This is a genomic window from Lysinibacillus sp. NPDC093216, assembly GCF_050280325.1.
In the GTDB taxonomy this organism is placed as follows: Bacteria; Bacillota; Bacilli; order Bacillales_A; family Planococcaceae; genus Lysinibacillus.
Genome location: NZ_JBNNVB010000010.1, coordinates 18,006 through 44,121, shown reverse-complemented (window position 1 = coordinate 44,121; position 26,116 = coordinate 18,006). Strand labels below are relative to the sequence as shown.

The 26,116-nt window shown below is 34.2% G+C and carries 31 protein-coding genes; 8 read left to right on the top strand and 23 right to left on the bottom strand.

Annotated elements, in window-relative coordinates; all coding sequences use genetic code 11:
• Positions 1-182: 182 nt before the first annotated feature.
• The 12 genes from ACQKOG_RS13065 to ACQKOG_RS13010 form a co-directional block, all read right to left on the bottom strand.
• Positions 183-893, bottom strand: a complete 711-nt coding sequence (locus tag ACQKOG_RS13065; protein WP_427446825.1) for a CAP domain-containing protein — start codon at positions 891-893, stop codon at positions 183-185.
• A gap of 370 nt (positions 894-1,263) precedes the next feature.
• Positions 1,264-2,169, bottom strand: coding sequence for a CobW family GTP-binding protein (locus ACQKOG_RS13060; RefSeq protein ID WP_427446823.1), 906 nt, complete (start codon positions 2,167-2,169; stop codon positions 1,264-1,266).
• Between the two features lie 81 nt (positions 2,170-2,250).
• Complete coding sequence (locus ACQKOG_RS13055) at positions 2,251-3,756, bottom strand: S41 family peptidase (RefSeq protein WP_427446821.1); 1,506 nt, start codon at positions 3,754-3,756, stop codon at positions 2,251-2,253.
• A gap of 354 nt (positions 3,757-4,110) precedes the next feature.
• The gene (locus ACQKOG_RS13050; RefSeq protein WP_427446819.1) at positions 4,111-4,845 is read right to left on the bottom strand and encodes a peptidoglycan recognition protein family protein; all 735 of its coding nucleotides are present in this window, start codon (positions 4,843-4,845) and stop codon (positions 4,111-4,113) included.
• Between the two features lie 215 nt (positions 4,846-5,060).
• Entirely contained in the window at positions 5,061-5,822 is a 762-nt protein-coding gene (locus tag ACQKOG_RS13045; RefSeq protein ID WP_370082067.1) for a GNAT family N-acetyltransferase, read from the bottom strand.
• A gap of 691 nt (positions 5,823-6,513) precedes the next feature.
• The gene (locus ACQKOG_RS13040; protein WP_370082068.1) at positions 6,514-7,254 is read right to left on the bottom strand and encodes a polysaccharide deacetylase family protein; all 741 of its coding nucleotides are present in this window, start codon (positions 7,252-7,254) and stop codon (positions 6,514-6,516) included.
• 186 nt (positions 7,255-7,440) lie between these two features.
• Positions 7,441-7,908, bottom strand: a complete 468-nt coding sequence (locus ACQKOG_RS13035) for a DinB family protein (RefSeq protein ID WP_370082069.1) — start codon at positions 7,906-7,908, stop codon at positions 7,441-7,443.
• Positions 7,909-7,929: 21 nt separating this feature from the next.
• Positions 7,930-8,403 carry a hydroxymyristoyl-ACP dehydratase gene (locus tag ACQKOG_RS13030; RefSeq protein ID WP_370082071.1) on the bottom strand — a complete coding sequence of 158 codons (474 nt, stop codon included), beginning with the start codon at positions 8,401-8,403 and terminating at the stop codon, positions 7,930-7,932.
• A gap of 195 nt (positions 8,404-8,598) precedes the next feature.
• Positions 8,599-9,519, bottom strand: coding sequence for a D-alanyl-D-alanine carboxypeptidase family protein (locus ACQKOG_RS13025; protein WP_427446816.1), 921 nt, complete (start codon positions 9,517-9,519; stop codon positions 8,599-8,601).
• Between the two features lie 88 nt (positions 9,520-9,607).
• Positions 9,608-10,699, bottom strand: coding sequence for a vancomycin resistance histidine kinase VanS (gene vanS, locus ACQKOG_RS13020; protein ID WP_427446988.1), 1,092 nt, complete (start codon positions 10,697-10,699; stop codon positions 9,608-9,610).
• 25 nt (positions 10,700-10,724) lie between these two features.
• On the bottom strand, positions 10,725-11,420 hold the full coding sequence (gene vanR, locus ACQKOG_RS13015) for a VanR-ABDEGLN family response regulator transcription factor (RefSeq protein WP_427446814.1): 696 nt from the start codon (positions 11,418-11,420) through the stop codon (positions 10,725-10,727).
• Between the two features lie 234 nt (positions 11,421-11,654).
• Positions 11,655-12,416 (bottom strand): glycosyltransferase, encoded by a 762-nt coding sequence (locus ACQKOG_RS13010; protein WP_427446812.1) that lies wholly within the window; start codon positions 12,414-12,416, stop codon positions 11,655-11,657.
• A gap of 531 nt (positions 12,417-12,947) precedes the next feature.
• On the opposite strand from ACQKOG_RS13010, the gene ACQKOG_RS13005 reads away from it, so the two are divergent.
• Entirely contained in the window at positions 12,948-13,667 is a 720-nt protein-coding gene (locus tag ACQKOG_RS13005) for an AraC family transcriptional regulator (protein WP_427446810.1), read from the top strand.
• 198 nt (positions 13,668-13,865) lie between these two features.
• A complete protein-coding gene (locus ACQKOG_RS13000) occupies positions 13,866-14,795 on the top strand; it encodes a DMT family transporter (protein ID WP_427446808.1) in 930 nt (309 codons plus the stop codon).
• A gap of 405 nt (positions 14,796-15,200) precedes the next feature.
• On the opposite strand, the gene fabZ is transcribed toward ACQKOG_RS13000, so the two are convergent.
• Positions 15,201-15,626 carry a 3-hydroxyacyl-ACP dehydratase FabZ gene (fabZ, locus tag ACQKOG_RS12995; protein ID WP_370082083.1) on the bottom strand — a complete coding sequence of 142 codons (426 nt, stop codon included), beginning with the start codon at positions 15,624-15,626 and terminating at the stop codon, positions 15,201-15,203.
• Positions 15,627-16,184: 558 nt separating this feature from the next.
• On the opposite strand from fabZ, the gene ACQKOG_RS12990 reads away from it, so the two are divergent.
• On the top strand, positions 16,185-16,805 hold the full coding sequence (locus ACQKOG_RS12990) for a LysE family translocator (RefSeq protein ID WP_370082085.1): 621 nt from the start codon (positions 16,185-16,187) through the stop codon (positions 16,803-16,805).
• A gap of 44 nt (positions 16,806-16,849) precedes the next feature.
• On the opposite strand, the gene ACQKOG_RS12985 is transcribed toward ACQKOG_RS12990, so the two are convergent.
• On the bottom strand, positions 16,850-17,392 hold the full coding sequence (locus ACQKOG_RS12985) for a GNAT family N-acetyltransferase (protein ID WP_370082087.1): 543 nt from the start codon (positions 17,390-17,392) through the stop codon (positions 16,850-16,852).
• A 44-nt stretch (positions 17,393-17,436) separates the two neighbouring features.
• On the opposite strand from ACQKOG_RS12985, the gene ACQKOG_RS12980 reads away from it, so the two are divergent.
• The gene (locus ACQKOG_RS12980; RefSeq protein WP_370082147.1) at positions 17,437-17,562 is read left to right on the top strand and encodes an IS3 family transposase; all 126 of its coding nucleotides are present in this window, start codon (positions 17,437-17,439) and stop codon (positions 17,560-17,562) included.
• A gap of 81 nt (positions 17,563-17,643) precedes the next feature.
• A complete protein-coding gene (locus tag ACQKOG_RS12975; RefSeq protein ID WP_370082089.1) occupies positions 17,644-19,005 on the top strand; it encodes an NAD(P)/FAD-dependent oxidoreductase in 1,362 nt (453 codons plus the stop codon).
• A 630-nt stretch (positions 19,006-19,635) separates the two neighbouring features.
• On the opposite strand, the gene ACQKOG_RS12970 is transcribed toward ACQKOG_RS12975, so the two are convergent.
• The 3 genes from ACQKOG_RS12970 to ACQKOG_RS12960 all read right to left on the bottom strand — a co-directional run bounded on the left by ACQKOG_RS12970 (position 19,636) and on the right by ACQKOG_RS12960 (position 20,969).
• Positions 19,636-20,124 (bottom strand): hypothetical protein, encoded by a 489-nt coding sequence (locus ACQKOG_RS12970; protein WP_370082091.1) that lies wholly within the window; start codon positions 20,122-20,124, stop codon positions 19,636-19,638.
• A 2-nt stretch (positions 20,125-20,126) separates the two neighbouring features.
• Positions 20,127-20,330 (bottom strand): helix-turn-helix transcriptional regulator, encoded by a 204-nt coding sequence (locus ACQKOG_RS12965; RefSeq protein ID WP_370082093.1) that lies wholly within the window; start codon positions 20,328-20,330, stop codon positions 20,127-20,129.
• Positions 20,331-20,795: 465 nt separating this feature from the next.
• Positions 20,796-20,969, bottom strand: coding sequence for a hypothetical protein (locus ACQKOG_RS12960; protein WP_370082095.1), 174 nt, complete (start codon positions 20,967-20,969; stop codon positions 20,796-20,798).
• Positions 20,970-21,142: 173 nt separating this feature from the next.
• On the opposite strand from ACQKOG_RS12960, the gene ACQKOG_RS12955 reads away from it, so the two are divergent.
• Positions 21,143-21,604: an N-acetyltransferase family protein gene (locus tag ACQKOG_RS12955; protein WP_427446804.1), complete on the top strand. Its 462-nt coding sequence runs from the start codon at positions 21,143-21,145 to the stop codon at positions 21,602-21,604.
• A 106-nt stretch (positions 21,605-21,710) separates the two neighbouring features.
• Here the strand turns inward: ACQKOG_RS12955 and ACQKOG_RS12950 are convergent, their stop codons facing one another.
• The 4 genes from ACQKOG_RS12950 to ACQKOG_RS12935 all read right to left on the bottom strand — a co-directional run bounded on the left by ACQKOG_RS12950 (position 21,711) and on the right by ACQKOG_RS12935 (position 23,957).
• On the bottom strand, positions 21,711-22,058 hold the full coding sequence (locus ACQKOG_RS12950; RefSeq protein ID WP_427446802.1) for a YkgJ family cysteine cluster protein: 348 nt from the start codon (positions 22,056-22,058) through the stop codon (positions 21,711-21,713).
• A gap of 210 nt (positions 22,059-22,268) precedes the next feature.
• Positions 22,269-22,886, bottom strand: a complete 618-nt coding sequence (locus ACQKOG_RS12945; RefSeq protein WP_427446986.1) for an alpha/beta fold hydrolase — start codon at positions 22,884-22,886, stop codon at positions 22,269-22,271.
• The gene (locus tag ACQKOG_RS12940; RefSeq protein WP_427446800.1) at positions 22,817-23,143 is read right to left on the bottom strand and encodes a hypothetical protein; all 327 of its coding nucleotides are present in this window, start codon (positions 23,141-23,143) and stop codon (positions 22,817-22,819) included. Before ACQKOG_RS12940 ends, ACQKOG_RS12945 begins: the two co-directional genes overlap by 70 nt.
• A 55-nt stretch (positions 23,144-23,198) precedes the next feature.
• On the bottom strand, positions 23,199-23,957 hold the full coding sequence (locus ACQKOG_RS12935; protein ID WP_427446798.1) for an MBL fold metallo-hydrolase: 759 nt from the start codon (positions 23,955-23,957) through the stop codon (positions 23,199-23,201).
• Between the two features lie 116 nt (positions 23,958-24,073).
• Between ACQKOG_RS12935 and ACQKOG_RS12930 the strand changes: the two genes are divergently transcribed.
• Positions 24,074-24,484 carry an Lrp/AsnC family transcriptional regulator gene (locus ACQKOG_RS12930; protein ID WP_427446796.1) on the top strand — a complete coding sequence of 137 codons (411 nt, stop codon included), beginning with the start codon at positions 24,074-24,076 and terminating at the stop codon, positions 24,482-24,484.
• Between the two features lie 49 nt (positions 24,485-24,533).
• Here the strand turns inward: ACQKOG_RS12930 and ACQKOG_RS12925 are convergent, their stop codons facing one another.
• Complete coding sequence (locus tag ACQKOG_RS12925; RefSeq protein WP_427446794.1) at positions 24,534-25,025, bottom strand: hypothetical protein; 492 nt, start codon at positions 25,023-25,025, stop codon at positions 24,534-24,536.
• Between the two features lie 135 nt (positions 25,026-25,160).
• Between ACQKOG_RS12925 and ACQKOG_RS12920 the strand changes: the two genes are divergently transcribed.
• Entirely contained in the window at positions 25,161-25,340 is a 180-nt protein-coding gene (locus ACQKOG_RS12920) for a hypothetical protein (protein ID WP_370082109.1), read from the top strand.
• A gap of 177 nt (positions 25,341-25,517) precedes the next feature.
• Here the strand turns inward: ACQKOG_RS12920 and ACQKOG_RS12915 are convergent, their stop codons facing one another.
• Complete coding sequence (locus ACQKOG_RS12915; protein WP_427446791.1) at positions 25,518-25,961, bottom strand: NUDIX hydrolase; 444 nt, start codon at positions 25,959-25,961, stop codon at positions 25,518-25,520.
• Positions 25,962-26,116: the final 155 nt, after the last annotated feature.

Here is a 26,116-nt window from a genome sequence, read left to right as displayed (position 1 = left end):
ACGCCCCCAAAAAAGCGCCCAGTTGAAACGGAAATCAACCTCTCGTTTTGCCGAAGATATAAAAGAAAAAAACTCTATTTCCACCAAAGTCTAATTTCGAGCTTCTACTATGAAAATAAAAAAAGATGTCCACTAAGCCGTTTTTGACTTAGTGGACATCCTATTATTCAATAAAGCTATTATTATTTTTGGATAAACTGTTGTGTCCAGTAGTTACCTGACTTCACATAACCAACACCAATATGTGTGAATTTCTCATTTAAAATATTCGCACGGTGACCCGGTGAATCCATCCAAGCTTGTACTACTTCTTGAGGCGTACGTTGACCTTGTGCAATATTTTCACCTGCACTCTTATACGTAATACCTAAAGCTTTCATACGATCAAATGGAGAACCGAATGTTGGGCTTGTATGTGAAAAATAGTTTTTAGATTGCATATCTTGTGATTTTTCACGAGCAGCTGCCATCAGTTGATCATCCGTTTTAAATGGTGCTAAACCAGCTTTTGTACGTTCAGCATTCGTTAATTTTACTACTTCTTGTTCAAATGCATTCACATCTGAAGTAGTCGTTGATGGTGTAGACTGAGCTGGTGTAGTAGCTGTATTTTCTTTTTGGGCTGTTTGTGTATTGTTAGTTGTTGCTTGTGTATTGTTAGTTGGTGTTTGATTTTTTTCTGGTGCTTGTGTTTCTTTTGATGGTGCTTGTGTTTGTGGTACATTTACATACCACTTATGATTTGACCATTGATTATTTGACCATTTATGATAAGAAACTTTATTACAGTCTGATGTTGTGTTCCCCTCTGTAGTATTTGCTGCAGCGGAAGCCATTTGAATTGGAGCTGCTAATAAAAATGTTGCACAAATTGCAGTTAGTGTTTTTTTCATTTTTGCAATTCCTCCTTCTCTGCAAACAATCGTAAAGTACGAATTTAATAAATTTCTTGCCAGCATCTGCTAACAACACCATCAGAGACATAAATTCGCATCAAACAGAGGGTTTTTGGCAATAATTTTTAGCAAGTTCCACCAGCATATGAAATACTTACGTTTCAAATAGGGTTGACACCTCTAAAAAACTATTAATTATTTTCAATATTCAAATAGAACGGCGAGCAAAATAAAGTCTTAAAATAGCGATACTCACTTCCTTCATTTTACTAATCCACAAAAAAATCTGCCATGATTACTACTTACATAAGACAATATGAACAGAGCTTTCATGTCTTAATAGTAGTAATTAGCAGATTTTATATGTCTATATATTAATACCTATAACGTTTAAACTACTTACATCTTCACCAATAATAACGAGTTTTGCGGGCATTTTTACGTATTCTGGAAGCCATTGGACCATGCCATACGCATATTGAAACAGCATAGGATTTTTTACACCTTCAATTGGCACATAGCCCTTCATTCGATATACGGTTTCAGGCAATGTACGTACCCAATCCTCAAATTGCTCCTGTGTAAAGTCAACATCCTTAAATTCAACTAATCGTGAACCAAGATGCATTGATGCTATTGGGGCTTTCACAACATCTTGCTTATCCACCTGAGCTGTTGCCTTTAAATCTTCTAATAAACGTAACGGTACTCGACCATTTGTAGTTTGCAAAATAAAGGCATGGGGATTAAAGCCTTGTAGCGCATAAACAACCTGTGCCTGCTCTGCCTCTGTTAATAAATCTGTTTTGTTGGCCAGCAATAAATGTGCGTGACGGATTTGTTCCATAAATAAGGAGCGTACTTGCGGAGTTAATGTTTCCCGATTTAGCCACAGCTTCGAATCAGCAACCGTGACAATTCCTTTGACATTTAACTGTTCCGCAAATAACGGTGAATAAACAGCGTCTAACGCTTCAACAGGATGTGCAGCACCTGTTGTTTCTATAATTAAGACATCAAAGTCACTATCTAATAGAAGAGATTGAATTTGTGCCTCTGTTTTTTCAGCGCCAGAGCAGCAAATACAGCCCTCTAGCATTTCCTTTAGTGGAATATCCTTTTCCACAGCCTGTGAGTCAAATGGTAGCTTTCCAAGCTCATTCATAATGACAGCAGGCTTTAAATCTTTTTCCTTTAGTTGTCGAATAACATCTGTTAGCATGGATGTTTTTCCGCTACCTAAAAAGCCACTAAATAAGTATACGTCCTTCACAATTATTACCTCCCCAAAAAAAGCTGTCGCAAAAGGCCACTAGAGACGCCTGCTGCGACAGCTACTTTGTTAGTTTGTAGTTTACTCAGTTTTTGCTGGTGTACCAGTAAGCAGTTCTTTTGCTTTTAACAATTGAGGATCATCTGCTTTTATTTTAGCACGCAATGCATCCATTAAAGCAAATGTTGTATCGCCAGTTAAAACGCCTGTTTCTTCAAGACCACTTGCAGCTTGCAGTTTTTTCACTGCACGTTCTGTATATTGATCAAAAATACCGTTTGCTTTACCAGGCTCATATCCTAAAACTTCTAGCATCTCTTGTGCCGCTTTTACAGAGTTAGACTGCACATCCTTTTTCATTTCCACAGATGGATCTAAGTATGGTAATGATGCATAAGATGGGTATGACACTTTGACATCTGGAGCAATACCTTTTTCGTGAATCCAGTTGCCATTTGGTGTTAGCCATTTAGCTGTTGTGAATTTAAGGTTAGAGCCATCTTTTAATGGTGTGACATTTTGTACTGTGCCTTTACCAAACGATGTTTCTCCAACAACTTTAGCACCGACAGACTCTTTTAATGCTCCAGCTAATATTTCAGAAGCAGAAGCACTGCCGCTATCAACAAGGACTGTCACTGGAACATTATATTTTTTACCAGCAATAGCATTTGTAATTTTCGGCTCTTCATCTTTTTGTTGTACTTGTACAATCGGTTTACCTTCCGGAACAAATAAATTCGAAATTTCAATTGCATCTTCTAGGTAACCACCTGGATTTTGGCGTACATCTAGGACGATACCTTTCAAGCCTTTACCTTCGTAATCTGCAAGAATCTTCTCAAATTCTTTTGCTGTATTTTCACTAAATGAGGTGATATGAATATGGGCAATATCCCCTTCAAGCATTTCACCGTAAACCGTCTCAACCGGAATTTCATCACGGACAATTGTCATATTAAGTGGATCAGCGTTTCCTTCTCTTTTCACGGTTAATTTTACTGGTGTTCCTTTTTCACCGCGAATACGAGCTACCGCTTCAGATGCACTTAACCCATGAATGCTTTTTCCATCAACAGTTAAGATAATATCTTTCGGTAATAGCCCTGCCTTTTCAGCAGGTGAATTTTTAATAGGTGACACAACTGTAATAGAGCCGTTACGCTCTTGAATTTCCGCACCAATTCCTTGGAAACTAGAAGATAAACCAGACTTAAATTGATCTGCTTCTTCCTTCACCATAAAATCAGAATACGGATCACCTAAAGCGTCAAACATGCCATTAATAGCGCCATCGACCACTTTCGCATTGTCGATATCTTTGTAATAGTTGTTTTTAAGCAAATCATAGGCTTCGTACAATTTCGAAAATTCCGTACGTCCAGTCGGTACTTTCACTTCAACTGCTTTCTTATCTCCGAATGTTAACGCAAATATCGTTAAGCCAGCAGTAATTAGGATTGTAAAGAACATCAGCATAATAAATTTAAACGGTTTCATTTGTATAAATTGTCCTGCAAGTTTTACTTCAGTAGGAGGTGTTTGTTCTGGCTGCTGTTCTATACTATCTTTTTTCTGTTCATCCATCTTGATTGTCACCACTCTCATATACACTAACTTGTTGTCACACTATTACCATCTTAACAGGTTATAGAGAAGACGAAAAGAAAAAGACTGTCAAAATTTCACGACAAATCTTGTCCTCCAACTATCTTCAGAAAATCCAGCATTTATTAATCACTATATTGTTAAGCACATTATTCTATGTAGATGTTATTGCTTTAGATTTTGTAAAAGTAAAGGTGCCCTTGAAGCGCTTTCTAAAGGCACCTCTATTATCTGCTAAGTTGAAGGTATATAATGGTACTGCTTTTCTATTTTACCCGTTTCCTCGAAGCAGTCAACTAAAATCCTCATGAATATTAGAAATTACATATCCTCTTATGCATCTTTAATATACGTAACTTGCGCCAATTTAGCATTTTTTATTTTCATATCTGCATTTTTCGCTGCATTGATCCCTGTAAATGTTCCTGTTTTAATACGATAATTTGCACCGTCCTGCTCAATGTAAACAAGCCAGCCGAATGTTGTTTTCATCACCTGTGCTGCACTTTCTGCTGCTTTAAGAGTACTATACGTTCCCGTGAAAATGCGATATTTTTGCGTTTCTACTGGAGGCACTAGAATATCTCCAGCGTTTTTTACCATGTCGATAAATTGTGACCAAGGAACTTTTCCGGCACGAATATTACGAGGGCAATTTTTCCCACTAAAATAATTGTGTTGAACAATATTTTGAATTGTTATATTTTCATCTTTTATAATTTTTGCGATAAGACTCGCCGCATTTCCCACAGCTTTTAAATAATCTCCATCACTATTTACGCAGATTTCCACTTGAATTCCTTGGCTATTACCAACATACGTTCCCGTTCCCCAGCACTCCCAAAAATGCTCAAACGATTGTACAGCTTCCTTATCATCTACTTCCCAATGCCAGCTAGCTTCCCTACTGTTTCCATTTATCTGCAAACGAGCATGGGCGTCAGCATCAGCTCCAACGTTCGTATTGTCGGTTTCATGAACGACAATATACTTTTTTGCATTATTTTTACCATTTGTAATATTGATTGCTTGTGCAGTTGATACTAGTTTTTGGCGAATTGTTACCATAGGTTTTCCCCCCTTTCTTTTTGTCCTAATGTAAAAAGCGGGATGATTGAACTTTAATCATACTATCTTAACTTTTGTAGTTCGAAGATAGATATTAAGTTCATTCTATATTATGAACCTTTTGTAACTTCTACTATGTTTTTATAAGCATTAATAACCACTTATTCACACCCGAAATTTACTTATGTTTATTTTGGGTTTGCGCTGAGCAGTTTTTAACTCAGTTCTCTTAGTTTTTTTACAACAGAATGTACGGTTAGCCTATGAAAAGTAAGAAGCTGTCCCTTATAAATGACAGAAAAAATACCGTACGGAGTTGGTGACAGTTCCATCAACTCTTCTCTATCTTTAAGATCAATAAGCTCAACTGGTATATTCAATTTATTTGCACCAGCTATAATATTTTCCGTTGCAATTTCGACATATGGACATTGGAACGAACGTAAAATCGTTAAGTTGTTATATTTTTTTAATCTGTCCTCCCAATCATTCGGAAAATACGGATGTTCTGCTTCGTCGCTCAATTGGTAGACAAGTAATTCAAAATCAAATGGGGCAGTGTCAATAAGTTGAAAATCGTTTTTCAAAAAAATCTCTTTACTTGGCGCCCAAGACGTTTTTGAATTCGTAATAACAACGACACCTTTTTTGGCTTGCTTTTTGGCATCTTCTAAACATTTATTGATTAATCGAGTACCGTAACCTTTCCCAACCTCACTTACCCATAAACAATGAATCACTAAATAATCATCAGCATGAACTACTCTTGATGAATTTTCTGCTTCTGTATATTCAATAAACCCTACTTGTTTTTTATTGTCGATTACTTGTACGTATTTCAAGCCTTCTTCAAATCTATTGTTCAGCCATTTGTTCTTATTTAAATATCCGCTTGATTTCTTCTTACTTCTAAGACAATAACTCCCAATTCCCTCTAAAACCTCATTATTACATTCAATCAATTCAACCTTACACAATGCCAATCCCCCCTATTTATTAGGGTAATTATACCTTTTTTCGTTCAAACGTTTAATTAAGAATAAATCTCTGAAAAAAATAAATTGAATGTGACAGATTATTATGTAAGTTAAACGGAAAAGTCATTAATAGAAAAAAAAAAAATCAGACTAATTCATTTTAGTCTGATTTTCTAAATGGAAAATAATTCATTAAATTTTGCACACCCAAAACAGGGCTAAATTAGTATTAACTAAAAAATATTTTGCTCATTATCAAGAGATGAAATTTGAAATAATGTGTATAAGTTGATTGGAGTGGAGGTTGGGCGACTCCTCGGGGATTAGCGTCACAGATGAGACCCTGGAGCGAGCACATAGGGGAACGAAGGCTAAAACCATCACGTCCTGTGATAACGCCTTCGTGACCAACATCGGTGCTGTTGCTGTCGCTACGTTGCACTACGCTTTCGCGCAAAAAACATCTGTTGGCCCAAGCGGCTCATCGGACGCCCCCAGGAAGCTCTGCTCTGTGCGAAAGCGAAGCGTCAGCAACAAATGTTTTCTGTAGCGAAAGCAAAGCGTCAGCAACAAATGTTTTCTGTAGCGAAAGCAAAGCGTCAGCTACAAAGCGCCCAGCCGGAACGGAAATCAACCTCACGTTATGGAACAACAAATTTAATAATGAGTGACACATTTACATTACGGAAACTTATTTGTTTTTGTTTTTTTTACTCTGCACTTCGAGTAATTCAGAAACTGTGACAAATTTATATCCTTGCCTTTCAAGTTCCGGTATTATTTTTTCCATCGCTTGCACAGTTTGATGACGATTTCCGCCTCCATCATGAAAAAGAACGATATTTCCTTCTTTGACACCGTTTAACACAGTGTTAACAATTCTATTAGTACCTGGACTTTTCCAATCTAAAGTATCTAAGTGCCATGACCACATAACAACTTTATATCCTTCTTTAGCAATTGCTTGAATCATTGCATCTGAATACTGTCCTTCTACAGGGCGGAATAAAGTAGGCTTAAATCCTGTGATGTTTTGAATGACGTCATTCGTTTGATTTATTTCCTTTAGTAAATTTTCAACATTCGTTCTTAGAGGATGCGTAAATGTATGGTTGGCTAGTTCATGACCTTCCTTATACATTCTTGATATTACCTCGGGATTTTTTTGCGCATTTTGACCAACAATAAAAAAAGTAGCTTTCGCATGATATTTGGCTAATAAATCTAAAATCTGAGATGTGTACTTCCGATGTGGTCCATCATCGAAAGTAATGGCAACAATTTTTTCATCCGTATTGATCTCCCAGACAATTTGTCCTGCTTCTTCATAATACTTTCTTCCTTTATTTTCATATCGCTCTGCGCCGACATTCGCATAAAAAAAGGAGACAGTTAAAAGGCAAATAGGCAATAAAAACAGGAATTTTTTCAAATCTTCACTTCCTCAAATAAAATATTTAGTACCTTATTATTTGAGGAATGTTAAAAAAAATGCTCTTTTTTGATTTTTTGTTGCAATGTATACTTCAGTGTTAGCAGCTAGAGGTTGTCCTTACAGTGATTTCGGGATTAAAACGTAGGATACTTTTTATCATTGATTAAATTGCTATTCATGTTACTATCTATTCAAAATCTGCTCATTTATTTTAAAAATCTGTTTCAAATGATGTTCCATATGTTCAAGGTAGTCTTGGATAAGCCACTGTAGAGTTATTAGTTGATTATTTTCAAAGCCACATTGAAGAGCAAGCTTTTCATCGGGAATATTTTTAATAACATAGATAATTTTTTTATTTAAGTTCACCCATAGATTCATTACTTCATCAAAAGGTAACTCTTGATACCCTTGAATTTTCACCCAATGAACTTGGTCATACGGAGTTAATACAAAAGGTTCCTTTTCGTATTGTATTTTAATGAACCTTTCCAGATTATTAATGGCGGAGTCGCATAAATGGCCTAATATCTCTTTTTTTGACCACTTTTGAGGCTCTGGCCGTTGTGAAATCTCTATTTCAGACATTTGACGAAATTCCCCAGGCACCTTATCTATCCAAAAATGTAATTGATCTATAATACTTTGCACATTTTTCACACCCCTATTTAGCTATTTATAAAAACTTAAATAATAGTCAATTAATTTAATGACTTCGTATATTTTTTTATATTCTTTTTCTATTTTAAAGGAAATAAACAATACAGCTACATTAAAACTTAATACTGCAAGGGCAACTAATTGAACAAGTGAGATCCCAATCATCAGCTTAGTATTGATGGCAGAGGCAATTATTGTAATCAATGATAATATAACACCACATAATGTAATATAAATTGGCTTAGATCTAATAATTTCATTTGCTTGTAATTTTAATACATCTAATAAATATCGGATTTCTGTCAATTTATATTGTTGATCAAAAATCACGAAATATGACATATAAACATCGTTTGCTATATTTTCATTGAGTATATTTTTATGAATTTTTTTCACTAATCGATCACAGAAATCTTTATCTAATGCTTCTTCAGGTATGAATAGTTCCTCTTTATTTTCAAAAACATTTGTGCCGGGATGCTTCAAACCCCTCATCCTCTCATACTGGTTTACCTGATTTAATGACCTTATTAAGAATAGAAAACTCATTTATAGTCAAAACATAGTCACCTAAATTTTTCAGATATTTAAATTATATGAAGGGATGGAAAGGTAGTATGTTATTTTTGGATAAAATTTTATTGTAAGTTTAGGAACTGCGGGAAACATTCATAAAGTTCCTTAGTCAAGTTGTTGATATACAGCTAATGCATCCGTAATATTGAACTGCTCTGTTCGTGAGTCACCTTTAGCACCTACTGTTACTAGAATATACTCCTCGCCTTTAATTGTCGCTAGACTTGCTAAGCATAAGCCTGCTTGCTCTGTATAGCCAGTTTTGCCGCCAATTATTTCACCTCTCGTTTTTTCATTTGCATTCAAATTTTTAAACATTCGGCTCGTCACCGTCATGCCCTCTGGGTGAAGATTCGTTGACTTAATTGAGTATCTTTCCGCCGTATAGATATCCCTAAAGGTGTTATTAGTTAAGGCATATTGTAAAAGTATCGAAATATCTTTCACACTCGTATAATGATCAGGATGATGGAGTCCTGTTGCATTCATAAAATGTGTGTTTTTCATCCCTAGCTGTTTAGCTTTTTCGTTCATTAACTTTACAAATTTACTCTCCGACCCAGTTATGTAATCGGCTAAACCAATAGAAGCATCCGCACCTGAAGGTAGCATTGAACCATAAAGTAAATCCTCTGCTGTTACCTCCTCATTAGGAAGAAAGCCTGCCATAGAAGCATTTTCTTCATATAAATTCTTAAATATACTTTTAGGAAGTACAATCTTTTCCTGTAAATTCGGGATATTTTCAATTGCAACTAAAACCGTCATGATCTTCGTCAATGAAGCAGGATAAATGATTTCGTCACTATCTTTGTCCAATAAAATCTTATTTGTGTCTAAGTTCACTAATATAGCATTTGAGCTATGTAAATTCACATCAAGATTTATTTCACTTTTCTTTGGCATTTCCAGCTGAGGGGTATCAACTATTTCTAGCTTTGAATCTTGATATTCATTTACAAACATGACCACCAGAAAAATAAAAATCAGTAATAGTAGGCTATAAAATCCTTTTCTTTTAAACATAAAAACAACTCCTTCTCTCTATGCCTCTATTGAAACATAAAAGAAGGAGTTCTTTTTTAATAATCTATTATAAAATTCTTAAGGTTTCTTAAGAAAGTGTTGGTATCATAACAGTGAAAACTGTTTTTTCATCATCACTTGAAGCTGATATCGTTCCTCCATGAGCATGGACTATTTCATTGGCAATTGCAAGACCAAGGCCCGCCCCACCTGATTGAGTCGATCTGGCAGAATCTAAACGATAGAATTTTTCAAAAATCATCTTTAATTTTTGTGGTGGAATTGCTTTTCCCTTATTTGTAAATGAAATAAATGTCTGGTCATTTTGATGGTGTGCGCTAATATGAATAATACTGTTATCATCGCTATATGCTATGGCATTTTTTAAAATATTATTAAATACCCTCGCTAATTTATTGGCGTCCGCAAAAACTTTCATTTCTCCCTCGATATTAACAATTGCTTGTTGTCCTTTAGGGGCTAATAAGGGATAAAATTCATCTGCCAATTGCATTAACATGTAATTTAAATTGATGGATTCTTTATCTAATATAATGGACTGTAAGTTAAATCTAGTGATTTCAAAAAATTCATTAATCAACTGTTCTAGCCTATATGATTTTTCTAGTGAAATCTTCACATACTTTTCTTTTTGCTCTACAGGCATGTCCTTAGCCTCATCCAACAGACTTAAGTAACCAATCATAGATGTCAGCGGTGTTTTAATATCATGGGCTAAGTAAACAACGAGATCATTTTTGCGCTGCTCAGCCTCCTGTGCATCCTTTGCCCGTTTTTCTAATTTATTTTTTGCATCATTTAATTTTTTCTCCATAAAATCTAGCTCAGAAGGAAGACTTATTTCCTGATCTGATTCCTCTGAAAGCATATTAACACCTATGGCAATTTGGTTAAAATACTTCGTAAACCGAGAAAGTGCAAAATAAAAAATTACTAATAGCAAAATAATTAAGCCTATCGCTAACCAAAGTGACTTATTTTGTTGAAATAATATTCCATAGGCTCTCTGTGCCGAATAATAATCAAGCTGTAGCACATTTTCACAAAATCGAATAAACCAATCAGCGAATGGGGCTTGTAAGACACCATCAATAAACACATATCTTATGAAATAGCCGACAAACAATGCTATTACTAAAATCAGCAAAATTTGAAGCATTATTGTTCTTTTTAGTTTTCCAAAATCATTTTTCAATGGTATACCCCACTCCCCAGACAGTTTTTATGAATTTTGGGTTCTCTGCGGAATCATTCATCTTTTCTCGTAAATGCCTAATGTGAACCATTACCGTATTGTTACTGCTATAATATTTCTCACCCCATACTTCTTGAAATAATTCTTCTGATGAAACGACACGTCCTCGATTTACACATAAAAACCACAAAATGGAGAACTCTGTAGGTGTAAGAGACAGTTGTTTTTCATTTAACATACATTTCCGAGTTTTTTGCTCTAAAATTAAGCCTGAAAAATCAATAATCTGATCATTTTGTAATGTCCCCTGATGATTGTACTTTGTAGATCTGCGAATTTGAGCCTTAACCCTTGCAATAACCTCCAATGGGCGAAATGGCTTTGTTATGTAATCATCAGCCCCTAATGTAAGCCCCGTTATTTTATCTATTTCCTCTTCTTTCGCTGTTAACATAATCACCGGAAAATGATATTGTTCCCGAATTCTTCGGCAAATTTCAAAGCCATCGATTTCAGGCATCATTACATCAAGAATAGCAAGATCCAATTTGATCGAGTGTATACACGCTAACGCTTCCTGAGCATCATAAAATTTATAAACATTAAAATTTTCATTTTTTAAATAAAGCTCAATTAAATCCGCAATCTCCTTTTCGTCATCAACTACAAGAATATTTATACCCATGCTCATAACCACCTTTATTCAAAAGCTTCATCTTTGTTCAAAACCTTGATTTAACAATATTCCCAGAGGTTCTACTAATCATCCAACATCATATCATTCCGTTAAACTTACTGTCATGCAAAGTCTTATTATTTAAGAAAATCTAAAGAATTACACATAAAAAAACCACTCGTTTGACAACGAAGTGGTCTAAACAATTATTATGCTGAAATATAAGCCATTAAGGTAGTTTTATTATCTTGCTTGATCATCATAATAGGCTTCATTAGCAGCCTTTTCATTAGTGCCTTTTAAATAAGCTAAAATCATACCTGGTCGTTTCAGTAACATCCAGTCTCCATAATGGTCAAATCGTCTACACGAAGTAATCATTCCATTTTTAATCGTTCCGTACTTTTTACCGTTCTTCTTGCCCCATTGTTTTAAACGCTTAGCAAAATCAGCATCTTCTGCCATTAGCATATTCTCGTTAAAACCACTTATTGCCTGGAAGTCTTTTTTATAGCACCAAAAGATCCCTACAGAAATAAAACCATACTTGATCAGTAAAGGAAAGATTAGCAGCATGGTAGATACTATTATACCTAAAGACATTCTTTCAAATCTTCCGTTCACGCCGCCTCCAATGAACTGATTGGAAGCTAAGTGCTTTTCAACCTCAGATAGCATGTGTTCTGTCATTCGAGTATCAGCATCAATTGTAATGAGAATCTCGCCTTTTGCTAACGCAGCCCCAGCATTTCTAATTTTGGATAAATTTTTATCGTTATTTTCCAATGTCACGCAATTGTAGGATTGTGCAATTTCTTTCGTTTTATCTGTACAACGATTTAACACAACAATAACTTCTACTTGATCTTTATAAGGTTGTGCAGCCTTTGCAATCGACTCTAAACACCCACCAATATAATTTTCTTCGTTATGAGCAGGTATTAGAATAGAAAATTTCACATTTCCACCCGGAACATCTTTGATAAACGGTGTGCTTTCCGACATATAAAATCCTCCCTTAATAATTAGCTCTCGTGATTTTAATCTAAGTATATATTCATTTGTTCCACTTAAATTATTGCAATTTTCCTTTTTATGTATATTCTGTAACAACATAAAATTAAGTCCCAATATAGAAATAACATGATACATTAGATATTTACGCAAAAAAATAGAGTCGATTTTGTGATCATCAACTCCTTCGTCTTATTTTATTTAGGATGTTTATTCATTAGAACTTCTTTTATTTAACCGTTTATAAATGAGTTGCCTCGTTTTACCCCTTTAGATATTATTGATTTAAAGGGATGTTTTTTATTTCCAAAAGAAAAGTGCATCTGAAATGTAGAATTAAAGAAAGTTGCCCCGTTTTATCCCTTTGGATATGGTTATCTAAAGGGTGTTTTTAAATGGCAAAGAAAAGAACATTTGAATAAAAAGATCGATTAATTGTTGAATGACAATTAGTTGTTAAAGTGACTTTTAATAGAACAAGTCTTATTGACTAACCCTAAAGCAAGGTAGGAGGAAATGAAAATGGAAAAGATTAAAAAAATTGTAGCAGAACGAAGAACCTACACACCTAACCAAAACACTCATTCCCATAATTATGCTCAGTTAATTTTGCCTCTCCAAGGAGAGCTTTATATTAATACAGGGGCACAGGATCTTCAACTAGACCACCAAACATTATTTTTTATTCCACCCGAGTGTAATCATACTTTTCATTCAATTGTACGTAACGAGTTTTTGGTTTTAGATATTCCTCATTTTATGTTAACTAAGAAAAAGTTATATGGAATTTCATTTAAATTAGATAATCAATGGAAAGGGATTCGATATCTTATCCTGAATGAAATCGATAAACAATCTTTAAATGGCTCTGCTCTTAAAGACCTATACCCCTATATTTCACATTATTTACTCCAAGAACAACAACCTAAATCTATTAGGTATATCAATGAACATTACAATGAGAATATTACGGTTAATAAACTGGCTTCACTTGAACATTACAATCGTTCATATTATTCGGATTGGTTTCTAAAAGAAACTGGGAAATCTCCTTCAGCATATATACAGGAACTTCGTTTGAATAAAGCAAAAGAATTGCTTCTGAATACTGATTTACCCATTTTACAAATCGCGATTCAAGTAGGTTTTGAACATCAATCTTCCTTAACACGTTTATTCCAAAAATATGGGGAAATAACACCAAGCCAATTTCGAATAAAAAGTAGAACTTTTGAAAAATAACCCTTATAAATTAGTATAAACTAATCAAATAACGAAATTCGGATAAAAAAATTCTGAATTTTAGTAAAAAAACTGTTATCCGTTGTTTGTAAAATTTTAATATGGACTTGGTTAAGGGCCGAGTTACTTCTTGATATTGTGGTTCTTTCTGTAATCACGTTTTTTTGAGAAGTCACTTTACTTAAAAGGAGCAAAACGATGGAAACAGTTTTAGGTTTATTTTTTACACTCTTATGGTCATCTGCAGCGATAGCTACAAAGTTTGGCTTAAACTCTACCACCCCGTTGGTATTGGCTACCACTCGCTTTCTGATCGCTGGAAGTTTGCTATTTCTTTATGTTTATTTGTTAAATAAAAAATATCCTTGGCCACGGTCACAGGAATGGGGCTCATTAATTGTTTTAGGGTTATTGAATACAACAATTTATCTGGGTGCAACCTTTTGGTCATTGAATTATGTATCGGCAGGCTTATTTAATTTATTTGTTACAACAAATCCTTTTGTGGTTGCTTTCCTGTCCTCTATATGGTTAAAACGAAAAGTTTATTTACAAGAATGGATAGGAATGGTCATAGCAGCATTTGGACTATTAATTGCCATATGGCCATCTATCACAACCAGTGAGGCTAGTGTATATGGATTGATTATTTTGGGAATAGGAATGGTATCAATGGCGATCGGGAGCGTTTATTTTAAAAAAGTCAATTTAAATCTACCGGGTATTGTCATTAATACTTGGCAAGTGTCTATTGGTGGAGTTGCTTTAATCCCTATAGCTTTTATTCTCGAAAAAGAAAATTTTTTTTTGAAATTGGATTATTATTTCCTTGGTTCGTTATTTTGGCTGGTGTTTATTATTTCAATCGGCACAATGTTGCTTTGGTTTTACCTGTTGAAACAGGATACGGTAAGGGCTAACAATTGGTTATTTATGACTCCTATTTTTGGATACATATTAGCTACTATTTTTTTAAATGAATCTATTACTATGTTTGATATTACAGCAACAGTATTTGTAGTAATGGGATTATTACTTTCTGGGAATATTGCCGTCCTCCCTATTAAAAAACTCCAAAACAGAATCCGAAAAGTTAATTATGATTCAAGAAGTAAAAATATAAAATAAGTTCTGACTAGTGCTTTATTCAATTAAAGGGCACTTTAATTGAATAAGGTTCACAGAAATGATTAAACTTTTTTAGAAATAAATGATTCAATTGAAATTATTAAAAGCGTGTTTTGATCAATCTTTTTTCAAATCACGCTTTTTTTTTATTTATCAGGTTTATTAATATTAATTTGATTAAGCTTTATTTTAAAGCAACATCAGGAGTCGGCTTTGTGCTTAGTCCTGCAAATATTTTTTGTGGTAAAGCGCAGTGCTAACGTAGCAGCAGTCGCAGATTTTTATTGCGCGAAAGCGAAGCGGGAGCGAGAAGATTTTGGTCACTCAGTCGTGCGTTGTTGTTGCTGCTGACGCTTCACTTTCGCTACAAAAAACATTTGCTGAAAGAAGTTAAATCAGATGGACTTAACTTCCAAATGCGAAAATAAGCTCTGTCTCACAAGCTATTTCTCCGTCAACTGTTGCTATTCCACGTCCTTTACCAATGGCACCCTTTAAGCGTGTAATTTCCACTTCAAGGCGCAATTGATCTCCTGGTTTAACTTGTTTTTTAAAGCGACATTTATCAATACCTGCCAGTAATCCTAGTCGCCCTTGATTCCCTTCTTTTGTGAGCATAATAATAGCACTTACTTGAGCTAATGCTTCGACAATTAACACACCTGGCATCACTGGATAATTAGGAAAATGTCCATTAAAAAATTCTTCATTAATCGTTACATTTTTAATGGCTACCGCTCTCTTCCCCTCTTCTAATTCCAATACTCTATCAACTAATAGAAAAGGATAACGATGTCTAATAACTTCTTGTATTTGTTGAATATCTAGCATCTAAAAAAACCTCCAAAAATATTATCACCTAATTCTATCATTAAATATTAGTAGTTGGTACTATTTTTATGTTTGAATTACGAAATAAAAGCCACATCAGCTTAGATGTGACTTATAACAGGCATAAAACCCATCTTTTCTTAAATATAAAAATAAAAATGAATGTATCTCTAAAATAAAAGTATTTGTCCAGCAACTAATAATATGAAAAACGCAACACCGAAATATAATAAACTAACATACGTTCTTTTTGCTCTTTTCCTCTATCGAACGCCTATAATGATAAACGTAAGCCCTAACAAAACCTGTGAAAAAGGCACTATAGTAAAAACTTCTGGTATTAAGCTATCACCTCAATCCCTTCACTATAATTCAATAATACGCAACATTATACAAATATAACCAAATCGTTTTCTGATTATTATAAATAACCCTATTCAGTATTTCGTTATCGACAGGTATATAGCAGATAGCATATAATATTTTTTGCATTCATTTAAGTTAATTTTATTATCATCTTAACTGAATGTTTATTTTATTAGAATAGGATGGGTAAATATGTTATCTTTTATTGCAATAGTTCTTCTTTTATTTTTAATTCCTGGTCCCGCTGTTATCATTACCATTACGCAAACGCTAAAAGGTGGTAAAAAGAACGGTATTTTCACTGCTCTAGGAATTGGGCTTGGTGACTTAGTCCATACGTCAGCAGCTGTATTAGGGTTATCAGCAATTTTAATGAAATCAGCTACTGCGTTTGAAGTAGTGAAATATATCGGTGTTGCATACCTTGTTTATTTAGGTATTCAAATGCTACTAACGAAGCCACAAAAATTAGAAAAACCAACTGTTGAACAAAGTCCAGCAAGTACTTCTTTCCGCCAAGGTTTTTTAGCGGAAATTTTAAATCCAAAAACTGCTTTATTTTTCTTAGCGTTTTTACCACAGTTTGTTCAGCATAATGGCCAATCTATCACTGTACAATTATTGATATTAGGCATTACTTTTGTTGTAATGAGTGTTTTATATACTATTTTGTTAGCTATTATAACAAGCTTTATTGGCGAAAAAATCTTTACGAAGACATCAAACAATGGTTCACGTTGGATTGAAAAAGCTGTTGGTTTCGTTTATATAGGTCTAGGGGTTAAATTAGCACTTCAAACTCAAAGTAAATAATATATAGTTTCTTAGGGAGAACACGATAAAAACGTGCTCTCCTTTTATGTTTCAATAACAAGTCCCATTTCAACTCTTACTTCCTTTTTTTCAATATCTTCATTGGAATAACTTAATAGGTCACATCCAATAAGTTGAAATCCATGCTTTCTGTAAAATTGAATGGCAGGATAATTAGAAGTTTGCGTTTCTAGAACGATCGCTCTCACCCCTATTTCTGTTGCTCGCTTTTTCACCAAAGCCATGAATTTACTCCCAATTCCTTTATGTTGATGAAATGGATCAATATGAATATCATTAATTCTTAACACATTATGCCACTTCTCTTGGCTGATGCTAACAATTCCTACTTCTTCTTCATTTAATTCAGCAATATAGCATTCAATATCTTCTATATGATCTTCAAAAATTTCTCCTTCCAAATACTTGTGAAACGGGGTTTCAAAATGTTTTAACGTAAAATCAATTGCCCAGCCATTTTCTCGTTCTTTATAGACAACATCATAATAGTTGTTGGAGACGTATTGATAGATAATTTTTTTACCGTTAGGAAAGTGTTCTTTATATATCTTTTTTATTTGAAACAACTTTAATCACCCTTTTCATAGTTCTTTAGATAATCTTATTGAACATGGGTATAACTGTAAACAAGTTAGAGGATTTACAACTTGAATTAGCTGATTACATTCATAACAACATTCGGATTCTTGGATCCCTTGAATACATGAGTCCCGTTCTGTATAAACTTGTACACTAAAAAAATTGTTTAGTTTTGTGTAGACAATCCACTTGTTATAAAATACTCTTATTACTCATTAATTAAAGAAGGTGTAAATAGATGTATGATATTACAATTATCGGTTCAGGTGTAAGTAGTGTTTTTTTAGCATATACCTTATCTCAAAGTAATCAAAAGATATTAATTCTTGAAAAAGGAAAATCTATAGAGGAGAGAAATTGCCCTTTAGATCGAGGCGAAACGTGCAATTGTAATTTATGTGAGAAATATTTTGGTTTTGCTGGTTTGGGTAAATCAGAAGGAAAGTTTAATTATTCAACTGAATTTGGCGGCGAATTAGAGCAAAAAGTAGGTAGAGAGAATCTACAACGCTTAATGGATGAAGTTGACGATATTTTATGCCGTTTCGGTGGAGACTCTGTTTTTAAATATTCCACAGCTAATACAGAACTCTCAAAAAGAGCCCAATTATGTAACCTACAGATGTTAACTACTGAGGTGAGGCACCTAGGTACGTCACTTTCAACAAAAATTTTCCAACAAATTTATAAAGTTTTATCAAACAAGATAGATATTCAATTTGAGGTGGATGTGCAAGATATAAAAAAAGATAATAATTCTTTTACTTTAATCACAAATAAAGGTAATATCCGATCTCAGCAAGTAGTGTTTGCAACAGGTCGATCCGGAACAGATTGGTTAAAAAAACAGTGTTCTAGTCTTGGAGTTAAGCAAGGTAAGACCCGTTTAGATTTAGGTATTAGAGTTGAAATGGCAGAACAACAGCTACGTTCAATTTTGGAAGATACCTTTGAAACAAAACTTGCTTATGCACATGAAGATATCATTTCAAGTACTTATTGCATGAATCCTAAAGGAAGAATTATTCGTAAATATCAAGAAGGTTTAGTCATGCCAGATGGTCAAAATTTTCGAGAGCAAAAGAATGGAACTTCTAACTTGAATTTTACTTTGTTCACTCCAACATATTTCCCTACTCTTGAAGAAGCAAATACATATGCACATAAGGTGATCGGCGAAATAAATAAAGGGACAGATCGTATTGTAGTACAACGTTATGGAGATTTAAGGAAGGGACACTCTACAACAAAAGAAAATATGAATTATAATCGAATTCAGCCTTCGTTAAAAGCTGAATTTGGGGACTTAACTAAAGAAATTCCTTTACTATTTATTCAAATCATGCAGGGATTTTTAAACCATTTGGAAAAATTTATTGGTGAAGCCATTGATGAGGATACATTGCTTTATGGTATGGACGGAAAATTTTATTCACCAACAATAGAAACTGACGGAAATTTCCAAACAAATATTCAAGGATTATATGTAATTGGAGATTGTTCAGGTGTTACACATTCATTATCACAAGCAGCAGCTAGTGGTATTTTCGTAGGTAAACATTTAGCTATTGAGACTCCCACCCCTAAAGGGACAAGCTGACTAATGTCAGTGGGATTCCTGAGTAACTAAGCGTTCGCAGTCCATTTCTGTTTTGAACAGCTCTCAAGATTGGGGTATCCCATTACCCCTCCCTATCCAGTGCATATAGCAGATAGGGCTACACTACTTTTACCATAGTTGGTTTCGTTCGATGTGTTTTAGCGTCTTTTTCTTGACGACACATATTGTTTTACCGATAGCATGAATTAGGCTATCGAACCATATACAATATCCAATTTTCAATGAACGAGCGTGTTTTAAAGACTTTTACTTGTCTATACATGAAGTATAACACCCTTTCAGACAATTAAGGTAGCAAAAGCTATCTCTTGTCTGACCTCACTTTCATCCCATGTCTAAAGACGGGCTACACCCTGCATGGGCTTTCTCGTTCGGAAAATCTGTAATTGTTAGTTTTTAACGAACAAATCATGAATAGACTTGGTCATTCAGATGAGCAAATTACCAAGAATGTCTATCTCCACGTGACAATGGAATAACTTTATTGTCACTCACCAATTCCTAATCGATCTTTCAATTTAGATATTCTTTTCCTTCGCACTATAAAAACACCCCTTTAGATAACCATATCCAAAGGGGTGAAACGGTACGACTTTATATCAAATTTTATTAGGTTAACTTGGAATCTTCTCCCTTTGGTGTAAGTGCAGAAAAAAGTCCAATTAAATTAGGTAGTATACTGTATAGTAAAAACAGCCAGCTTTTCGTCATGATCGAGATAATCGTAAAAACAATAACAGACGTAGCAATGACGATTAATCCAAACTTCACACGAGAAGGCTGCAACGGGACTGTGCTGGACATGTTGATAGACAAAATAACCCCAATTATACCCCAGCTCCCTATGTGTGTTAAAAGAAGGATACCTAAAACCATCGCGTTGCTTAATTCAATCCCAAACATGATTAAAGAAAAGAGAACATAAATCGCTCCTAATGTCACATACCATGAATAGGATTTTGCATTTTGCCAAATATGATAATATAGCTCATCTATACCTCTGTTTTCTCTAGCTTTTTTCCGTCCGAACCACCAACCAAGGATCCCACAAATCAATCCTCCATACAATCCAATAATACCCCCGATAGAAACCTCCATAATTACATTCTCCCCTCTTCGAAAATAAACACTTCTTCAATCGTGCAATTGAAAACTTTTGATATGTTGTAGGCAAGCTCAATAGATGGATTGAATTTTCCTGTTTCAATTGCAATGATCGATTGCCGTGAGACTCCAACTTGTTTCGACAATTCCTCCTGCGTAATCTTCTTCGATTTTCGTAATTCGCGAATTCTGTTTTTCATAAAGCCTCCTTTAAAAATGTAAAGTAAACTGTACATCCGTTGATAAGTCAAGTTTACTTTACATTGATATGGATGTCAAGTTAACTTTACAATTCGATTTTTGTTTAAAACAACATAGAACCCTTATTAGGAGATGTCCGGGAGACATAACCAAAAGGAATCAAAATAAAACTGTTATAAGTTAAACAATACTCTTTAACTAAACTGCCACGTTCGTATTAGTTGAAGAAGAAAAAGATGGGATCTCTGTGGAATCCCATCTTGAAGTAAAGCTCCCGTAGTTTAATAAGTCCCCATTCTACATCCGCCGGAGACTTCTGTACCTGTCGCTGCGCTTTCGCTACAAAACATTTGATGAAAGAAGTTAAAATATTTGCTTTTTTCCCTATTTGTGCTGTTTTTATGTACAAGCTTATAGATCCTTAGCAAACCAAAGGTCTATAAACTTGATATGGCCTATTCTATTTATTGTTTTGGTGTATTTGCAGTAAGTGGATTACTGTTTGCTACTAATTGTACTGGTGTCGTACCTTGCTGAGCAGCCTGTGTCATTTGTTGGGCATTGTTCATTAGCCCAAAGCGTTTCAGTACACCAAAAATAGCCGCGCCGCCTATAATCCCCCACGCTAAAAATCTCACGGATGAAAACCTCCTTTCTCATACCGGATTTTTTAAAACAGGTTTAGTATTAGAAATCCTATGCGGTTTATACTGCGTTAACTAAAGGGGTTTTTGTTCTATTTACAGATTATTTTCAAAAATAACAAAATATAGTAAAATAAAATAGTATAAAATTCGAATGGAGGTAGTACATGAATATTAAAATTGCTTCATCAGAAGAAATCCCACAAATAGAAATATTATATGAAGAGCTGTTTTTAGAAATGTCAAAACTACAACCTCAATACATAGCACCCGCAAAGCAGGATGTAGAATTTCTTAAAAACTTAATTTTGGAAGAGAAATCAGACATTTTTGTTGCTGAATTAGATAACAACATTGCCGGATTTTTACTAATTCAAGAATTAGCTACTCCTCCATATTCTTGTATCGTCCAGCATAATTATGCATATATTATGGATGTAATTGTTGGAGGTCAATACCAAAGTAAAGGCATTGGTTCACTTTTGCTACAAGAGGCAAAAAAATGGGCAGAAGAGCGTAAATTAGATTTCTTGGAGTTAAGCGTTTTAGCAGAAAATATTGGCGCTATTAACTTGTATGACAAACACGGATTTAATGAAACGAGCCGTACTATGCGATTAGAACTTTAAAAGTATGTATGATATTAGAGCCTGCATTAATAAGGCAGGCTCTTTTATATTAGGTAGAAAGCAAACTTTCCCCTGTTTTATGTTTACTTATAACCTCTAAACTCCATTAAATAAAATCTTTCCACGAAAAATCAATACTTAAAATACCAATCGGAAGCTCATTAGCTATATAGTTTTTTCCAACGGCCACTTTTGGTTTACGAAAACATACTAGATTATTATAATAACCAAAAGCTTGGCAAATAGACGGACGTACCGAATGAATTCCACATCGGTCATTTATTTCGTCAAAAAAAATACAGGTTCCATAAAGTCGTTGTTGATTTTTTAAATCTAGGCTCATTTTTTTAGGCATCGCTTTGATTTTCTTTTTTATTTTCTTTAACTCTTGTTCTGTAATTGGAACAGGCCCACAACACATCTCTCTACAGCCTTTACAAGGTAAATCTTCCATAAAACAATCATCTCCTAGAAAAAGCAAGTGTTATAATTCGTTTTTTGATTTGGATTCTCTAGTTCATTAACCCAATTAAAGCAAAAATAGGACTCTCCTGGCCAGGAGAGTCCTATTTTACACTTTAAATTAATAATTGTAAATTATAGCACAAATGAATTATTTTGTCAATAAAATAATCTACACAATTACTAGTATCTAACATCAAATTCAATAATATTTATTTAAAAAACCAATGATAACATTATTTATTTTTTCTAAATAATCTTCTGAAGGGAAATGGCCCATATTAAATGATTGAAAAATAGTCAAATTTGGTATGACTTGTTCAGCTCTTTTTTTGATTTTCTTTTCTGGAAAGAAAATATCCTTTTCTCCAGCGATAATTAATGTAGGTGAAATGTAATTTTCTAATTCTTTTCTACCTGTTAGTTTTGGCATCTCTTGTTCTAATTTTACGTAACGAAAAATATCTCCAATAATTTGCCGATCAAACTCTTTCATGCAATTAGCAGACATTCTATCAGCTATTTTCTCAAGATATATGGCTGACGAAGAATTTTTAAACAGTAGCAAAGGGATTAAGATATGTTGAATCATCTCCATTTTGGAGCCAACTTTTAATCCAGCTGGGGAAACAAGCGTTGCACATTCAATCCTATCTGGCATATAAGCAGCGAGCCTTAAAATGATACCCGCTCCATACGATGGTCCTAAGAAAGCACATTTCTTAACATTAAAATAATCCATCAATTCAACTATCCATTGCCCAAAGCTAAAATCCTTAGCTGAAATTCTCTTTTGCTCACTATATCCTGGGTGACCAATCGTGTCAGGCGCATATATTCTATATTTTTTATTAACGGCTTAAACCAGGATAATGTCATCGGATTAATGCAATTCCCACCTTGAAAAATAAACAAAGGCTTTCCTTCTTTCGGACCCGCCATAAGTACATGTGTTTTGCCGATCGATGTATCCACAAAAGCTCTTTCAACTTCAAAATCAAAAGAATTTAAATATTGCTCATAATGATTTAAAATTTCCAATCTACCTTTTTCACTAGTATAAATTGAATGCTTCATTAAATCCCTCCTGCATTAATTTTACAGGATTTAGCTAATTTTCATAACACTTTCTTTAAATTGTGTACTCTTCACCATCTTCCGGTACAAAAACTTGTGCAGCAATCCCCTTTTCATTTATAAAGCTTTTTAAATCTGTTCTTGATAATGTCCAATGATTGACCGCTTCCATATGACTAACGATAATTTTTGCATTTGGAGCAGTTTTGTATACTTCATAAATATCATCTTTTCCCATTATGAGAGAGCCTCCCTCTAAAAATTGATTGTCTCCCCCATTAACGACAATAATTTCTGGATGATTTTTTAGGAGCACTTCTTGCACTCCGTCATACCATACAGTATCGCCAGCGATATATAATTTTTTCTCATTTGGATGGTTAAAGACAACACCACACACTTGACCAGTTAATTTTAAAATTTCTCCCCTGCCATGTTGACCTTTTGTTTTAATTAATTGAATACCTTCAAAAACGGTATTTTCTTGTAAAACTTCGACATTGAAAAAGCCAGATTTTTTAACTTCATTGGCATCCTCTTCATTTTGAACAAACATTTTAAGATCTTTCGGTAGTACTTCTTTAGCGACTCCGTCAAAATGATCTAAATGTAAATGAGTTACGATTACAGCATCGACATGAATGAGTTTGTCAATGGATGTTGGTAATTCAACTAATGGGTTATTTTGATCCTGTCTTAAAGAGTTTGGATAAGGAGGATACACACCTTCGTTTGCCAAAAGTGGATCAATTAAAAACTTTTTCCCCGCATATTCGATTACTAAAGTGGCATTGCGGATTTGTTGAATTTTCATATTTATAACTCCTTTTCTTTAAATTACATTTAGTTTATACTATGTCCAAATAGTAATTACATAGCTAAAATCAAGTCTTTTAGTGATTTGACTTGAAAAATGAAAGGAGTTACTACATGTTAGATAGTACGGATTTACGTATACTAGATGAGCTTTCCAAGAACAGTCGTATTACGATGAAGGAATTGGGTGAGAAGGTTCATTTGACAGGGCAAGCGGCGTCATCGAGGGTGGCAAGGCTTGAAGATAATGGGGTTATCGAGAGCTATACAATCGATGTGAATCATATAAAATTAGGTATCAATGTCCATGCATTTATTAATATTTATACAAAAAGTCCGTACCATGAACCTTTTCTGTCATTTATAAAAACGCAGCAGCAATATATTGTTAATAACTTCAAAATCAGTGGAGATAGTTGTTATCTGCTTGAATGTAGATTCACATCAAACGAAGTATTAGATCAGTTTTTAGTCGATTTAAATAAGCATGCAAACTATAAATTGTCAATTGTCATTAGTAAATAGTGAAATGCCAGGCTCTCTCCATGGATTGCCTGGTATTTTTCATTTGTTTTCAATTTTCCACTTTTACATAAACGCTACCGAATAACTTCCCATCAATATAGGCATCCAGCTTCCACATACCACCAATTGGGAAAGTCATATTAGTTGGAGCATGGTTATCCGCGCCACTGTTCGGTCCAAGTAACTTAGCATTTGAAACCAATTCCACTTCTTTACCTGTCAATTGGTGAGTTCCCTTGACGCGAAGGAAGTCTCCTGATTTAACGCTCTCTCCCCAAAAATGCCAGCCATATTTTCCCATTTGACTAGCCGCTATTTTTTCTTCTTTATTATGCGTAAATCCTAATAATTGCGGTTCACCAATGAAGCTTAAATTTTCAAATGTGAAATACTCGCTTTCTTGCCACTCATTTTCTTTTGCTAGAACTTCTCCACCAAGACTCAAACTATTATCATGTAGCACTATGTCGTTGGATTCTTTATGTGAGCAATCTACTAATAGCAATCCACAAATTGTGACGAAACCCATAATCCTTTTCACGTTTATTTCCCCCTTTTATTGTGTAACGATTATTTAACATTTTTTGTTACAAAATTTATCATTGTCATTTCCGTTATATTCTAAGTGTAATTGCACAATCTAAAGTGTAACTAAACAATAACGGAGGTAATAGTAATGAAAAAATTCTTATATATCGGCGCAATGGCAGCATTCCTACTAACTGCTTGTTCTTCTCATGACGAAGCTCCCGCTAGCGAACAAGCAGAAGCAAAAGAAAAAACCGTCAATGCTGAGACAAAAGAAAATCTTGAGAAAAGTTTTCTATATGAATCGGAAGATCAGTTTACAAAGTGATTGAGAAGACAGATAACTAATTAAGGTTATCTGTTCTTTATTATGTACTTTCCATCACAGAAATCTTTTCGTTTAAAAACTTAAACGTTTTGGAGACTTCTAAAATCAGTCTTATCATATGGAATTTGATCAATCATATGCGTATCTTATGCTTATGTTTCATGGCTATTGTTAACTTCATAACTGTAATAATGCTACATTAACTGCCCAGCTTTGGTGTTCGTGGAATAAGCAATCAATTGCTTGCATTGGTGCCATCCATTTTAGAAAGTGGTCAACTTTAGTTGGTTTACTTATTTGTCTACCCTTATCGCATAAATAAAAATAGCCTTCGCTTAGGTAATACTTATATTCATTTGTAGAATAAAAATATCTCTGTGCACACCCTATAAAATGACCTATCTCAATATCCATTCCCATTTCTTCAAGGGCTTCTCTTTTTAAACACTCTTCGTGAGTCTCATTTTTTTCTATTCCACCACCAGGGAGGAAAAAGTTGCCATCATTTGTTTGAATAATCGCTATTTTTTCTTTCTGACTATTGAACATTAAACAATAAACAGCAGGTCTCCATATGTAGTCCTTGCCTTCTTTTTTCTCACCGAATGTGATAATATCCATAATTAATCCTCCCCTGATTCTTATTCGAACATTACTTATTAAACTAAGTTGCTTCGATAGTTAAAGAAAAAAATCCTGTAAAAACAGGATTTTAAGCAAACTTTATTTCTTTAATTAAAAAACTGCTCCCCATTATTAAATGGAGGTGCAGCTCA